Annotated in this window: 14 protein-coding genes; 7 read left to right on the top strand and 7 right to left on the bottom strand. The window is 58.2% G+C overall.

The features are described from left to right. Positions 1-202: 202 nt before the first annotated feature. Positions 203-1,150, bottom strand: coding sequence for a DMT family transporter (locus CAF74_RS05275; protein ID WP_085745545.1), 948 nt, complete (start codon positions 1,148-1,150; stop codon positions 203-205). A gap of 76 nt (positions 1,151-1,226) precedes the next feature. On the opposite strand from CAF74_RS05275, the gene CAF74_RS05270 reads away from it, so the two are divergent. The 3 genes from CAF74_RS05270 (at position 1,227) to CAF74_RS05260 (ending at position 4,341) form a co-directional block, all read left to right on the top strand. Beyond that, positions 1,227-2,099 (top strand): LysR family transcriptional regulator, encoded by an 873-nt coding sequence (locus CAF74_RS05270; protein ID WP_085745544.1) that lies wholly within the window; start codon positions 1,227-1,229, stop codon positions 2,097-2,099. 106 nt (positions 2,100-2,205) lie between these two features. Continuing rightward, positions 2,206-3,741: an EAL domain-containing protein gene (locus CAF74_RS05265; RefSeq protein WP_085745543.1), complete on the top strand. Its 1,536-nt coding sequence runs from the start codon at positions 2,206-2,208 to the stop codon at positions 3,739-3,741. Positions 3,742-3,975: 234 nt separating this feature from the next. Further along, positions 3,976-4,341 (top strand): histone-like nucleoid-structuring protein, MvaT/MvaU family, encoded by a 366-nt coding sequence (locus CAF74_RS05260; RefSeq protein WP_011334329.1) that lies wholly within the window; start codon positions 3,976-3,978, stop codon positions 4,339-4,341. Between the two features lie 207 nt (positions 4,342-4,548). Here the strand turns inward: CAF74_RS05260 and CAF74_RS05255 are convergent, their stop codons facing one another. After that, positions 4,549-5,067, bottom strand: coding sequence for a DUF4946 domain-containing protein (locus CAF74_RS05255; protein WP_007958947.1), 519 nt, complete (start codon positions 5,065-5,067; stop codon positions 4,549-4,551). A gap of 142 nt (positions 5,068-5,209) precedes the next feature. Here CAF74_RS05255 and gloA point away from each other — a divergent pair, with 142 nt between their 5' ends. After that, positions 5,210-5,731 (top strand): lactoylglutathione lyase, encoded by a 522-nt coding sequence (gene gloA, locus CAF74_RS05250; protein ID WP_065260490.1) that lies wholly within the window; start codon positions 5,210-5,212, stop codon positions 5,729-5,731. Between the two features lie 82 nt (positions 5,732-5,813). Here the strand turns inward: gloA and ahpF are convergent, their stop codons facing one another. The 3 genes from ahpF to CAF74_RS05235 all read right to left on the bottom strand — a co-directional run bounded on the left by ahpF (position 5,814) and on the right by CAF74_RS05235 (position 9,145). Next, entirely contained in the window at positions 5,814-7,376 is a 1,563-nt protein-coding gene (ahpF, locus tag CAF74_RS05245; protein ID WP_085745542.1) for an alkyl hydroperoxide reductase subunit F, read from the bottom strand. A 130-nt stretch (positions 7,377-7,506) separates the two neighbouring features. Further along, positions 7,507-8,070, bottom strand: coding sequence for an alkyl hydroperoxide reductase subunit C (gene ahpC, locus CAF74_RS05240; protein ID WP_085745541.1), 564 nt, complete (start codon positions 8,068-8,070; stop codon positions 7,507-7,509). 136 nt (positions 8,071-8,206) lie between these two features. Further along, positions 8,207-9,145: a site-specific integrase gene (locus tag CAF74_RS05235; RefSeq protein WP_139832886.1), complete on the bottom strand. Its 939-nt coding sequence runs from the start codon at positions 9,143-9,145 to the stop codon at positions 8,207-8,209. A gap of 177 nt (positions 9,146-9,322) precedes the next feature. Here CAF74_RS05235 and CAF74_RS05230 point away from each other — a divergent pair, with 177 nt between their 5' ends. Further along, positions 9,323-10,327, top strand: coding sequence for a DNA-binding protein (locus CAF74_RS05230; RefSeq protein WP_085745539.1), 1,005 nt, complete (start codon positions 9,323-9,325; stop codon positions 10,325-10,327). On the opposite strand, the gene gorA is transcribed toward CAF74_RS05230, so the two are convergent. Both gorA and galU read right to left on the bottom strand, forming a co-directional pair. Continuing rightward, positions 10,324-11,682 carry a glutathione-disulfide reductase gene (gene gorA / locus CAF74_RS05225; RefSeq protein ID WP_085745538.1) on the bottom strand — a complete coding sequence of 453 codons (1,359 nt, stop codon included), beginning with the start codon at positions 11,680-11,682 and terminating at the stop codon, positions 10,324-10,326. The two genes, CAF74_RS05230 and gorA, sit on opposite strands and share 4 nt — an antisense overlap. A gap of 129 nt (positions 11,683-11,811) precedes the next feature. Further along, a complete protein-coding gene (gene galU / locus CAF74_RS05220) occupies positions 11,812-12,651 on the bottom strand; it encodes a UTP--glucose-1-phosphate uridylyltransferase GalU (protein WP_007912230.1) in 840 nt (279 codons plus the stop codon). 247 nt (positions 12,652-12,898) lie between these two features. Here galU and CAF74_RS05215 point away from each other — a divergent pair, with 247 nt between their 5' ends. Both CAF74_RS05215 and CAF74_RS05210 read left to right on the top strand, forming a co-directional pair. Further along, positions 12,899-13,087, top strand: coding sequence for a hypothetical protein (locus CAF74_RS05215; protein ID WP_085745537.1), 189 nt, complete (start codon positions 12,899-12,901; stop codon positions 13,085-13,087). Positions 13,088-13,228: 141 nt separating this feature from the next. Further along, positions 13,229-13,525: a hypothetical protein gene (locus CAF74_RS05210; protein ID WP_085745536.1), complete on the top strand. Its 297-nt coding sequence runs from the start codon at positions 13,229-13,231 to the stop codon at positions 13,523-13,525. The last annotated feature ends 1 nt before the right edge of the window (position 13,526 follow it).

Genomic DNA, 13,526 nt, shown 5'->3' with positions numbered 1-13,526 from the left:
CAGTAATGCTGAGACCGGTGGGTGGCGCACAGGAGATGCCACGCACACTGCGGGCGAGGAAGTCACCGTAGATCAGTTGAAACCCGAATATCTTCATTGTCGACCCAAGGCTCTTGCGGGCGAGGCTTCTGCTGCCAGAAGACGATTATTATTGTATGCGTAACCCGATTCTACACAGCGTAAATAGGGTTGTCTGCCCTCTCTATAAAATCCGCTTTTTTCCGGCCGGTGCAAGGGGTTTGTTGCACAGCCAGATGCCCGCCAGAATCAGCACGCCGCCCAGGCACATGGCCAGCGTCAGCTGTTCACCCAGCAGGATTGCACCGGCCAGCACGGCGGTCAGCGGATTGAGCGCAATGAACACGCCGGAGCGTGTGGCGCCGATTTTACGGATGCCATCGTAGTAACCGATGTAGGCCAGCGCCGAACCGAGTACGCCCAGATAAGCCAGGCTCAGCCATTGGCGTGTGCCAAGTGCCGCCAGCGCTGCAACGTCCACTTCGCCCCGGCTCAGGGCCAGCGCCCACAACATCAGGGTGCCCAGCAGAATCGAAAAGGTCACGGTCTGCACCGGACCGATGCTCTGGTTCAGGCCGCGAGAGAACAGCGAATAGACGCCCCAGCTCAAAACGCAGCCGAGGATCAGCAGATCGCCAATCCACGCGTCCGGCGTTTCGCTCAACAGCTGCGGGTTGCGACTGACGATCACCACACCCGCCCCGCCGATGCAGATTGCGATGCCGGTCACCTTCAACGGGCTCAGCCGCTCCTTGAACAGCAGCCATGACGCCAGACCAATGACCGCCGGATTCAGCGCCACGATCAACGAGGCCCGGGAAGCGTTGATGTATTGCAACCCGTAAAAGAAGCACAGGTTGTAGAAGAAAATTCCGAAGAACCCCAACAGGGCCAGTTGCAGCCATTGCCTGAACGTAGGCCGCGCCAACCGTATTCGAGCGAGCCTTAAACACACGAGCAACGCCACGCTGGCCAGCAGAAACCGCAGGCTGGCAGCAAACACCGGGCTCAGGCTGCCGGCCAGAAAACGCCCGGCCACCCACGTTCCGCCCCAGATCATGGTGACCAAGGCCAGGTTCAAATAGACGGGCATGTCCGAGGCGACCGGACGAACAGGTTCATGACAACTCATAACGCTCCAACGATGAGACTGACGGATGACGTATCATTCGATTGATTCCTCATCATCGTAAAATGAGTCTTTACTCATGACCCTGACCCAACTCGAAATTTTCTCGCTGGTGGCCGAACTGCGCGGCTTCACCCTCGCCGCCCATCGTCTGGGAATTTCCCAGTCAGCGGTGTCTCATGCATTGAAGTCGCTGGAACAGGAACTGGGCGTCGAGCTGCTGCGCCGGCATCAATCGCAAGTGGAACTGAGCGACATCGGCGAACAACTGCTGTTGCGGGCACGGGCGATGCTTGGGCTGGCGAACACCTTGCGTCAGGAGGCGGCGGATGCGCGCGGCATGAAACGCGGCACGCTGCGCATCGGCTCGTTCGGGCCGACGTCTTCGATCAAATTGTTGCCGCGGATTCTTCAGCAGTATCGCGAGGCGCATCCGGGGATCGAAGTGCACATCGATGAAGGCCCGGATCGGCAGGTCATTCAGTGGCTGGAGGAGCGGCGGATCGATATCGGTTTTGTGGTGCTGCCCGAGGAGCGCTTCGACACGTTCACCTTGATTGAAGATCAGATGGTCGCCCTTCTTCCGCTCGGTCACCCGCTGGCGGCGCACGACTCAGTGAGTCTTAAAGACCTGTGCAACGATCCGTTTGTGCTGACCGAGGCGGGTTCGTCGGAACTGGTTTCGCGCCTGTTCAACGCCGCGCGGTTGAGCCCCAACATCCGCTATCGCTGTTCGCAGCTGCTCAGCACGCTCGACACCGTGGGCCGGGGCGATGCGATGACCGTGGTGGCCGAAGGTTCGTTGCCTTTCGATCCGGAACCGCGATACATCAAGCGACCGCTGTCCCCCGTAGTCACCCGGCAGGTCGGCCTGGCGGTGCTGGACCAGCGCCAGGCATCGCCTGCCACGCTGGCATTCATTCAGCTGGCAACCCGGCTGGATTATCGTTGAGCGGCGCAGGTGTCATTGGCCATCTATCATGGGCTCAGACCTCGGGCTTTGCGCGCACGCTTCGCCTGCCATCAAGAGCCCCACTCCACCGCGACAGGATGCGCCCATGCCACTGACCGTCAGGCCCCGCCGCAAGCGCAGCACACGGATTATCGTGACATTGCTGTGCGGCTTGCTGCCGATCGTACTCGGCAGCGTGATTCTTTATATGCAGGCCGGACGCGCCCTTCAGCAGAGTTCGCAACACACCGCCGATGAAGCCCTGCGGCAGTTCGAACTGATGCTCGACAACACTGCCCAGGCCGCCCGCGAACTGTTGCCTCTGGCCGGCCAGACCTGCGAGACGGTTAAACTGGCCCTGCGCGAACAAGTCACCCGCCGCCCGTTTGTGCGCTCGACCAATCTGGTGTGGGACGACAACCTCTATTGCAGTTCGCTGTTCGGCGACTTCAAGGAAGTCGTGAATCCCGGCGACTACGCCCAAGGCAAGTTGTGGCTCATGAACGGCAACCCGGTGACGCCAAACACCGCGCTGCTGGTGTATCGCCTGAGCGAGGGACGCGGTGGCGCACTGAGCACGCTGGACGGCTATCACCTGAGCAACATCCTGCGCCTGATCGGCCGGCACACGTTGTTGTTGCTGCAAGTCGGCAACAACTGGCTCTCCGCCGACGGCAAAGTGCATCAGGGCGCCCTGCCCGCGTTGCCCGTGGCGCAAAGTACCTTGCACTCATCACACTATGCATTCTCAGTGACAGCGGCTTTTCCGGAAGGCGAAACCTGGCGCTACATGAAAGACGAGTATCCGCCGCTGTTCAGTCTGCTGATGTTCTTCGGCGCCGTATCAGGAGCGATCGGCTACATCGTTCAGAAGCGCTCCACCTCGCCCAGCCATGAAATGCTTCGGGCATTGGAAGCAGGTGAATTCATTCCCTATTTTCAACCGGTGGTGCACAGCGACAGCAAACGCTGGTCGGGCGCGGAAGTGCTGATGCGCTGGAAACATCCCAAGGAGGGGCTGGTGCGTCCGGACCTGTTCATTCCCTTTGCCGAACACTCCGGGTTGATCGTGCCGATGACCCGCGCCTTGATGCAACAAACGGCTGTTGTGCTGGGGCCGCTGTCATCGACCTTTACCGCGCCCTTCCACATCGGCATCAACATCACCGCCAGCCACTGCCACGATCTGGAGCTGGTTGAAGATTGCCGTGAATTTTTGTCAGCGTTCCAGCCTGGCAGCATCAGCCTGGTACTGGAGCTGACCGAACGCGAGCTGATCGAGCCGTCCGACATCACCCATCAACTGTTCGCGCAACTGCGCGCAATGGGCGTGAAGATCGCGATTGACGACTTTGGCACCGGTCATTCAAGCCTCGGCTATTTGAGGACCTTCAATGTCGACTTCCTCAAGATCGATCAGACATTCGTGGCCATGATCGATAAAGATGCCCTGTCGCGGCACATTCTGGACACCATCATCGAGCTTTCTACCAAACTGGATCTGGGCATCGTGGCCGAAGGTGTGGAGACGCAAGCCCAGTGTGATTATCTGGCCGCTCACCATGTCAACTTTCTGCAAGGTTACCTTTTCGGCAAACCGATGCCGGCTGCAGACTTCATCGAAGCATTAACTCATCATTAACTTGGCGGGATAAATCCAGACTCGCCGACAGCGCGCACCAAATTGATACAAAACAGCGTTGTTGTTACATGAAGAAAAAGTCAGGATTTACTCTTGTCGCATTAACTACTACAATTTTTCTTACCTGTTGCAAGATGGGCAGGTGAGCCATTATCACCGAGTCGCTTCAAGGCTCTTGGCTTATAGCTTTGTTTGCGGTTGGTATCAGCCAAACACACTATTGGAGTAAAGATATTGTCCAGACTCGCTGAATTTCGTGCAGCTGAAAAGGCCCTTCAGGAACAGCTCAAGCAGCTGGAATCGCTGAAGAACGATGCCGGGCTCAAGAAAGAAATCGAATTCGAAGAAAAGCTCCAGGGGCTGATGAAAACCTACGGCAAAGGCCTGAAAGACATCATCGCCATTCTCGATCCGAACCCGGCGAAATCCGGTCTGCAATCGACCGCCGCACCTAAAACCCGCCGCGCTCGCGTGGTCAAGGTCTATCAGAACCCGCACACCGGCGAGCTGATCGAGACCAAGGGTGGCAACCATCGCGGCCTGAAGGCCTGGAAGGAACAATACGGTGCAGCTACCGTTGATTCCTGGTTGCGCGGTTAATCCCTCGCAAACATGAAAGCCCTGCATATGCAGGGCTTTTTTTTGGACAATATTTAACAAATACAACGATTTTTCTGGCGGGAAAGTTGAGTCTCAAACCGCTCTCGCACTGAAACTATGCTTCCGAATGTTGCCCTGTTAGCCGGAGATTAACTTTATGTTTAATCAGTTCCGGTATCTAACACCAGACCGGCCACGAACAGACGACTAGAATTTCAAGCTGTTTCGCGCAGCCACTATGTCGTCGCCGCTCGCCTTATAAACCTCTGCCTGCCCTGCATACGAAAGTACGTAAGCCTTATCCGCCTCGACCGCTGCAACCAATGTTTGCGACAACACATGGCGGCCGTTTTCAGTCACCGTACAAGTGGTTTCAAGCGCGGTCAGCGAGCCCAGCGTACTCGCGTGAACCTTGTTGCAGACACTCTGATAACCGCTCTGGAAAAAGTCTTTCTGAACCGACTTGCGCATCTCCAGCAACACGCCTTGCAAGTTGACCTGATGGCCGCTTTCCACGCGGGTCATCGTCAACTCCATCACCATCACCTGATTGCCATCGGCGTCAGTCTTCACTGCCCGCTGACGGGAGACTTCCGGGGAGGTTTCAGGCAGCGCCTCGACTTCCCAGCCAGCCGGCCAGGTGATGCTCGGCGCCTCGGCAAAGGCAGGCAGAGCAAGCAGGGAAAAACCCAGGAAAACGAACAGCGATTTGAACGGTCGGATCATTACCAGAGGCACTCGCGGATTGAGCCGTAAAGTCTGAGGCCCGCCCGCTCACAGGGCAAGCCCGCGCTTTCGGTTTGGCGATGCTGCCAGGCATGCGTATCATTGCGCCCATTCACTCGCCCCAATTTGTTACGGAGGGCCCATGAGCCTGCAAGAACTGAACACCTTCCCTGGCGTCACCGCCACCCCGGACAGCGCAACCCGCAACTTCGTGTTCAACCACACCATGCTGCGCGTCAAAGACATCACCAAGTCGCTGGACTTCTACACCCGTGTATTGGGTTTCTCGCTGGTAGAGAAGCGTGATTTTCCGGAAGCTGAATTCAGCCTGTACTTCCTCGCCCTGGTCGACAAATCGCAGATCCCGGCCGACGCCGCTGCCCGCACCGAGTGGATGAAGTCGATTCCCGGCATCCTGGAACTGACCCACAACCACGGCACCGAAAACGACGCGGACTTTGCCTACCACAACGGCAACACCGACCCGCGTGGCTTCGGCCACATCTGCATCTCGGTACCGGACATCGTCGCTGCCTGCGCACGCTTTGAAGAACTGGGCTGCGACTTCCAGAAGCGCCTGACCGATGGCCGCATGAAGAGTCTGGCGTTCATCAAGGATCCGGATGGCTACTGGGTCGAGATCATCCAGCCGGCACCGCTGTAAAGCTGAACCTGGCTAGAAAGCACCCCCGCAAAGAAAAACCCCCATCATCACTGATGGGGGTTTTCTTTTTCAGGCCCGGGATTTACGCCGGAGCCGAAGTGCGGATCAGGTGATCGAAAGCGCTGAGAGAAGCCTTGGCGCCCTCGCCCACTGCAATCACGATCTGCTTGTACGGCACGGTGGTCACGTCACCGGCAGCGAAGATGCCGGGGATCGAGGTTTCACCGCGGTTGTCGACGATGATCTCGCCGCGCGGCGACAGCTCGATGGTGCCTTTGAGCCAATCAGTGTTAGGCAGCAGACCGATCTGCACGAAGATCCCTTCCAGCTCGACCGTGCGCAGCTCGTCAGTATTGCGATCCTTGTAGCGCAGGCCGTTGACCTTCTGGCCGTCGCCGGTGACTTCAGTGGTCAACGCACTGGTGATCACGGTGACGTTCGGCAGGCTGTGCAGCTTGCGTTGCAATACGGCGTCGGCGCGCAGCTGAACGTCGAACTCCAGCAGGGTCACGTGGGAGACGATACCCGCCAGGTCGATGGCCGCTTCGACGCCGGAGTTACCGCCGCCAATCACCGCCACACGCTTGCTTTTGAACAGCGGGCCGTCGCAGTGCGGGCAGTACGCCACGCCTTTGTTGCGGTACTCCTGCTCGCCCGGCACGTTCATTTCACGCCACCGTGCACCGGTCGCCAGAATCACGCTCTTGGCCTTGAGGGTCGCGCCGCTGGCAAAGCGGACTTCATGCAGCTCGCCATTCTTGCCGGGGATCAGCTTGTCGGCGCGTTGCAGGTTCATGATGTCGACGTCGTACTGCTTGACGTGTTCTTCCAGCGCGGTCGCCAGTTTCGGGCCTTCGGTTTCCTGCACGGAAATGAAGTTCTCGATGGCCATGGTGTCCAGCACCTGACCGCCGAAGCGCTCGGCTGCAACACCGGTGCGAATGCCTTTACGTGCGGCGTAGATCGCCGCGGAAGCACCCGCCGGGCCACCGCCGACTACCAGCACATCAAAAGACTCTTTGGCGCTGATTTTCTCGGCCTGACGCTCGATGGCGCCGGTGTCGAGTTTGGCGAGGATTTCTTCCAGGCCCATGCGGCCCTGGCCGAAGTTTTCGCCGTTGAGGTAGATGCTCGGCACGGCCATGATCTTGCGATCATTGACTTCGTCCTGGAACAGCGCGCCGTCGATGGCGACGTGGCGGATGTTCGGGTTCAGCACGGCCATCAGGTTCAGCGCCTGAACGACGTCCGGGCAGTTCTGGCAGGACAGCGAGAAGTAAGTCTCGAAGTTGAAGTCGCCCTTGAGCGAGCGGATCTGTTCGATCACTTCGACACTGGCCTTCGAAGGGTGGCCGCCGACTTGCAGCAGGGCCAGCACCAACGAAGTGAATTCATGGCCCATCGGGATACCGGCGAAACGCAGGCTGATATCGGCACCCGGGCGGTTGATCGAGAACGACGGCTTGCGTGCATCGTCGCCGCTGTCGATCAAGGTAATTTGGTGCGAAAGACTGGCAACGTCTTTCAGCAGATCGAGCATTTCACGGGATTTCGCACCGTCGTCGAGTGAAGCAACGATCTCGATCGGCTGGGTGACCCGTTCCAGGTACGATTTCAACTGGGCTTTAAGATTGGCGTCCAACATACGGGCGATCTCCTGACTTTATTTGAGGCGAAAAAAAGCCCGAGCGAATCTCGCCCGGGCTTTTCTATTGGGCGGTGCAGCTTACTTAAGTAGGTGCGGAATCCCGCCCTGCATTGCGTGTGTCACAGACTTAGATCTTGCCGACCAGGTCCAGGGACGGAGCCAGAGTGGCCTCGCCTTCTTTCCACTTGGCCGGGCAAACTTCGCCTGGGTGAGCAGCGACGTACTGAGCAGCCTTGATTTTGCGCAGCAGCTCGGAAGCGTCACGGCCAACGCCGCCATCGTTCAGTTCAACGATTTTGATTTGGCCTTCAGGGTTGATCACGAAGGTGCCACGGTCAGCCAGACCAGCTTCTTCGATCAGCACGTCGAAGTTGCGGGAGATGACCTGAGTCGGGTCGCCGATCATGGTGTATTGGATTTTGCCGATGGCTGGCGAAGTGTTGTGCCAGGCAGCGTGGGCAAAGTGGGTGTCGGTCGAAACGCTGTAGATCTCTACGCCCAGTTTCTGGAAGGCGGTGTAGTTGTCAGCCAGGTCTTCGAGCTCGGTTGGGCAAACGAAAGTGAAGTCGGCCGGGTAGAAGAACACTACGGACCATTTGCCTTTCAGGTCAGCGTCCGAGACTTGTACGAAGTCGCCGTTTTTGAACGCGGTAGCTTTGAACGGTTTTACTTGGCTGTTGATGATAGGCATTGATGACTCTCCGTCAGGGTTGTGAATTCGATGGGTGAATCCTACCCAGTCACTCGACGGATGGCTCATTGGCAAACCTGATGCTGCTGATTTGTTTTCGCTATTAGCGGACTGTATTAATAGAAGAAAACGATATCTACGGCGACAGCGGCTTATCCGTAATCCGGGCCATCCCGTGAAAGGGGCTCGCTTCAACATAGCGCATGGCGGACTTCATATCCTTCCAGCCCACGTAACTCATCAACGATTTGAGATCCCAGCCGCTTTGGTGGGCCCATGTTGCGAAGCCGCGTCGCAGGGAATGGCTGGTGTAGCGCTCGGCGGAGATCCCGGCGCGCTCCAGGGCCTGGCGCAGCAACGGAATCACGCTGTTGGCGTGCAAGCCCTCCTCGCTCAGATTGCCCCAGCGGTCGACGGCGCGGAACACCGGGCCTCGTACCAGTGCTGCCTCGGTGATCCATTCGATATAAGCCTGCACCGGGCATAGCTTGAGCAACGCCGGGGCCTGATAGGTCTGGCCGAGGTTTTCCCGATCACCCTTGCTGCGGGGCAGGTACAGGGTGATGCCGCTGCCGGCGTGCGCCTGCACATGCTCGATCTGCACACGACACAATTCATCGCTGCGAAAGCCACGCCAGAAGCCCAGCAGGATCAATGCTCGATCACGGCAGGCCCGCAGCAGCAACGGTCGATCCTGTTTTTCCCGGGCGTCTTTCATCTCCTGCTCAAGCCAGGCGACGGTCTGCTCAAGATCCCGCAGTTGCAATGGCTCGGCCTGCTTCTCCTGGGCGGGATGCAGGGCGCGAATGCCCTTGAACACTTTGCGCACCACCGGCGACTTGGTGGGATCGGCGAAGCCCTGACTGTTGTGCCACTGCGCCAGCGCCGACAGACGCAACTTCAGCGTGTTGACCGACAACACGCCCGCATGCGCCACCAGATACCGCGCGATGCTGTCCGCTGTCGCGGGCAGGAACCCACCCCATACCGTTTCGAAATGCTCGACGGCCGCACGATAGCTGCGGCGGGTGTTGTCACGGGTGGCGGCTTGCAGGTAGCGATCGATATCGCTCATGGGCTGATTTTCTCGTGGCGTACTGAGGGTTTGTGCGGAAACCGATTTTAGGGGTTTCACATGGGGTAATACCAGTATATCCCGCCCGTTTATCGGTGCTTGTTTCACTTTATTTTCAACATGGTACACTGCGTACTTTGGTGGCATGTACCACAGTACGAAATGGTAGGAGCAGATATGGCACGTGGCGGCGTTAACAAAGCAGTAGTTCAGATCGCGCGCACAGCGATCCTCGCCCGTGGCGAACACCCCAGCATCGACGCAGTACGCATCGAGCTGGGTAATACGGGTTCAAAAACCACGATTCATCGTTATCTGAAGGAGCTGGATGACGGCAGCGAGCCGGCCGATCCTTCAGCAGAACCCATCGATGACGAGCTGCTGGCACTCGTCACGCGCCTTGCCCAACGCCTGAAAGAACAGGCGCAGGAGCCGATTGATCAGGCGCGCGAGCAGTACGAGCAACAGCGTCAGGCACTGGAGGACGAGCTGAATCAGCTTCGTCAGGATCACGCGCAACTGGAGAAGAAGCACGACATCCAGGCCGCCGCGCTGGCCAAGGAATCCGAAGCCTTGAGCGATACACGCTCGATGCTGCAGACCGAGCAGACTCGCAATGCCGGACTGAATCAGGCGCTGGCCGATTTTGAATTGCGCTTGCAGGACAAGGATGAGCAGATCCGCTCGCTGGAAGAGAAACACCTGCATGCCCGCGATGCGCTTGAACACTACCGCAACGCCATCAAGGAACAGCGCGAGCAGGAGCAAAGCCGTCACGAAACTCAGGTGCAGCAGTTGCAGATGGAGCTGCGCCAGGCGCAACAAAGTGCGCTGGTACGTCAGGACGAGATCACCCAGCTGCACCGCGACAACGAGCGCCTGCTGACCGAAAATCGCGGCACCGTGCGTGAACTGAGCTTGGTGCAGGATCAGCTCAAGCACAGCAATCAGCGACAGGATCAATTGCTGGAGCAAGCGTCCCGCGTCGACAGCGAACGCACCCTCCTCCAGGAACGCCTGCGCGTGGCGTTGCTGGAAAGCCAGACGCTCAAGCAAAACGTCGACGAACAGTCGCAGCTCAATCAGTCACTGGAAAAGGAATTGACCAAGGCGCAAGACAGTCTGCGCCTGGCCACCACCGTTGCGGCAGCGCCAGACGCAGCAGAACCGAAAAAGACTTAAGCGCCGACCGGCGTACGCATGGTGACAAATTCTTCGGCCGCCGTCGGGTGCACCCCGATGGTGTCGTCGAAGTCACGCTTGGTGGCGCCAGCCTTCAACGCGATTGCCAGACCTTGCACGATCTCGCCAGCATCCGGCCCGACCATGTGACAGCCCAGCACCTTGTCGGACTTCCCATCGACCACCAGCTTCATCAGCGTGCGCTCCTGGCAGTCAGTCAGGGTCAGCTTCATCGGCCGGAAGCGGCTTTCGTAGATCACCACGTCATGACCCGCGTCCCGCGCCTCTTCTTCGGTCAGGCCGACGGTGCCGATGTTCGGCAGACTGAACACTGCTGTCGGGATCATCTTGTAATCCACTGGGCGGTATTGCTCAGGTTTGAACAGACGCCGTGCCACTGCCATGCCTTCAGCCAGCGCCACTGGCGTCAACTGCACACGACCGATGACATCGCCCAGCGCCAGAATTGACGGCTCGGTGGTTTGATATTGCTCGTCGACTTTGATGAAACCCTTGTCGTCTAGCTGCACATCGGTATTTTCCAGCCCCAGGTTGTCCAGCATCGGACGCCGACCGGTGGCGTAGAACACACAATCCGCTTCCAGCACGCGACCATCCTTGAGGGTGGCCTTCAGGCTGCCGTCGGATTGCTTGTCGATGCGGGCAATGTCGGCATTGAATTGCAGATCCAGACCGCGCTTGGTCAGCTCTTCCTGCAGATGATTACGCACCGAACCGTCGAAACCGCGCAGGAACAGATCCCCGCGATACAGCAACGTCGTGTTGGCGCCCAACCCATGGAAAATCCCGGCAAATTCGACGGCAATGTAACCGCCACCGACGACCAGTACACGCTTGGGCAGTTCTTTGAGGAAGAACGCCTGGTTCGAGCTGATCGCATGCTCATGCCCCGGAATCTCCGGGATCTGCGGCCAGCCACCGGTGGCGATCAGAATATTCTTCGCGGTGTAGCGCTCGCCGTTGACCTCAACTTCGTGCGGACCAACGATTTTCGCGTGGGCTTCATGCAGCGTCACACCGCTATTAACCAGCAGACTGCGATAAATGCCGTTCAGGCGATTGATCTCGCGATCCTTGTTGGCAATCAGCGTGGCCCAATCGAAATCCGCCTCGCCCAGGCTCCAGCCAAAACCCGAGGACTGTTCGAAGTCTTCGGCAAAGTGGGCGCCGTACACCAACAGTTTTTTCGGTACGCAACCGACGTTGACGCAAGTACCACCCAGATAACGGCTCTCGGCCACCGCCACTTTCGCACCATACCCGGCAGCAAAACGCGCAGCCCGCACACCGCCGGAACCGGCGCCAATCACATAAAGGTCAAAATCGTAGGCCATTTCTATCTCCTCGGCAGGCGATCAGCATACCCGCCGTCGTCCGTTGGGCAAGCACTCCTGCCGATATAGGGGCGGAAAATGAAAAAGCCACCCGAAGGTGGCTTTTTCGTACAGACAGATCAGGCTTTATCAGTAAGCCTTGCCAGTCTTGTAGAAGTTCTCGAAGCAGAAGTTGGTTGCTTCGATGTAGCCTTCTGCACCACCGCAGTCGAAACGCTTGCCCTTGAACTTGTAGGCCATTACGCAGCCGTTCTGGGCTTGTTTCATCAGGGCGTCTGTGATCTGGATTTCACCGCCCTTGCCTGGCTCGGTCTGTTCGATCAGGTCGAAGATGTCCGGGGTCAGGATGTAGCGGCCGATGATCGCCAGGTTCGACGGCGCGTCTTCCGGCTTTGGCTTCTCGACCATGCTGTGTACGCGATAGATGTCGTCGCGGATCATTTCGCCAGCGATCACGCCGTACTTGCTGGTTTCCTGCGGATCGACTTCCTGGATGGCAATGATCGAGCAGCGGAACTGCTTGTACAGCTTGACCATCTGGGTCAATACGCCGTCGCCTTCGAGGTTGACGCAAAGGTCGTCCGCCAGCACCACAGCGAACGGTTCGTCACCGATCAATGGGCGACCGGTCAGGATCGCGTGACCCAGGCCTTTCATTTCGGTCTGACGAGTGTAGGAAAACGAGCACTCGTCCAACAACTTGCGGATACCGACCAGGTATTTTTCCTTGTCGGTGCCCTTGATCTGGTTTTCCAGCTCGTAGCTGATGTCGAAGTGGTCTTCCAGGGCGCGCTTGCCACGGCCGGTCACGATGGAGATTTCAGTCAGACCAGCGTCCAGAGCTTCTTCGACGCCGTACTGGATCAGTGGCTTGTTTACCACCGGCAGCATTTCTTTGGGCATGGCCTTCGTCGCTGGGAGGAAGCGAGTACCGTAACCGGCTGCTGGGAACAAGCATTTCTTGATCATATAAGTCCTTGAAAGGGCTGTGTGTACGAGTTTCGGCGCAGTCTAATCAGGCGGCGTGCACCTTACAATGCCCCGCACTGGCTAACCGATGTCAACATAGAGAAATAATCTGGCAGATAGTTCAATCCGCACACGGAGGCTGCGCATTCAGCTTAGCCCAAAGATCTCGGAACGCCGCATCGACCTGCGCCCGTTCGCCCATTTACCGTTATCATGGCGCCTTTGAACCAGCCAACGAGGCCGCTAGATGTCCGCAGCAAAAATCATCAACGGGTACACCGTCGCCAAGGCGAAAGATGGCCAGTGGCATATCACTGCCGCCAACGGCGAAGACGTGTCCGGCCCGTTGCCCACTGAAGCGATGGCGATTGAAGTGGCCGCGGTGCTTGATTACACGCCTCCTTCACCGAAGCGTCGCGGCAAGGATCAAGACTGATCGACGACTGCAAATCACGGCCCTGCCTTCGCGCAGGGCTTTTTTTTGGGCTTCGCACAAAGAACTGGCCAATCGCTATAACCTTTTCATGTCGGCGCTGTCATAGCGTCTAGCCCTCTCCCTCTCGAAGACGACATCGCCATGATCAACCGCCCCTGCATCAACTTCCTGCCCTTGATTGCGCTCGTGGCTCTGGCCGGTTGCGCTACCTCGCAGACCACCTACCTGAACAACGGCGAACAAGGGTTGAGCATCGACTGTTCCGGTGAAGCCAATTCCTGGGCCACCTGCTATGAAAAGGCTGACGCGTCCTGCGCCGGAACCGGCTACCGCATCGTCGGGACCGACGGCACACCGGCGCCCAAGGAAGACGACAAGACACTGGGCGTCGATGTCGGCAACTACAAAAACCGCAGCGTGGTGGTCGTGTGTAAATAGC

This window comes from Pseudomonas sp. R45(2017), from assembly GCF_002112305.1.
Lineage (GTDB): Bacteria > Pseudomonadota > Gammaproteobacteria > Pseudomonadales > Pseudomonadaceae > Aquipseudomonas > Aquipseudomonas paraglycinae.
The sequence above is the reverse complement of the archived record's forward strand: the minus strand, read 5'-3'. Positions and strand labels throughout refer to the sequence as shown.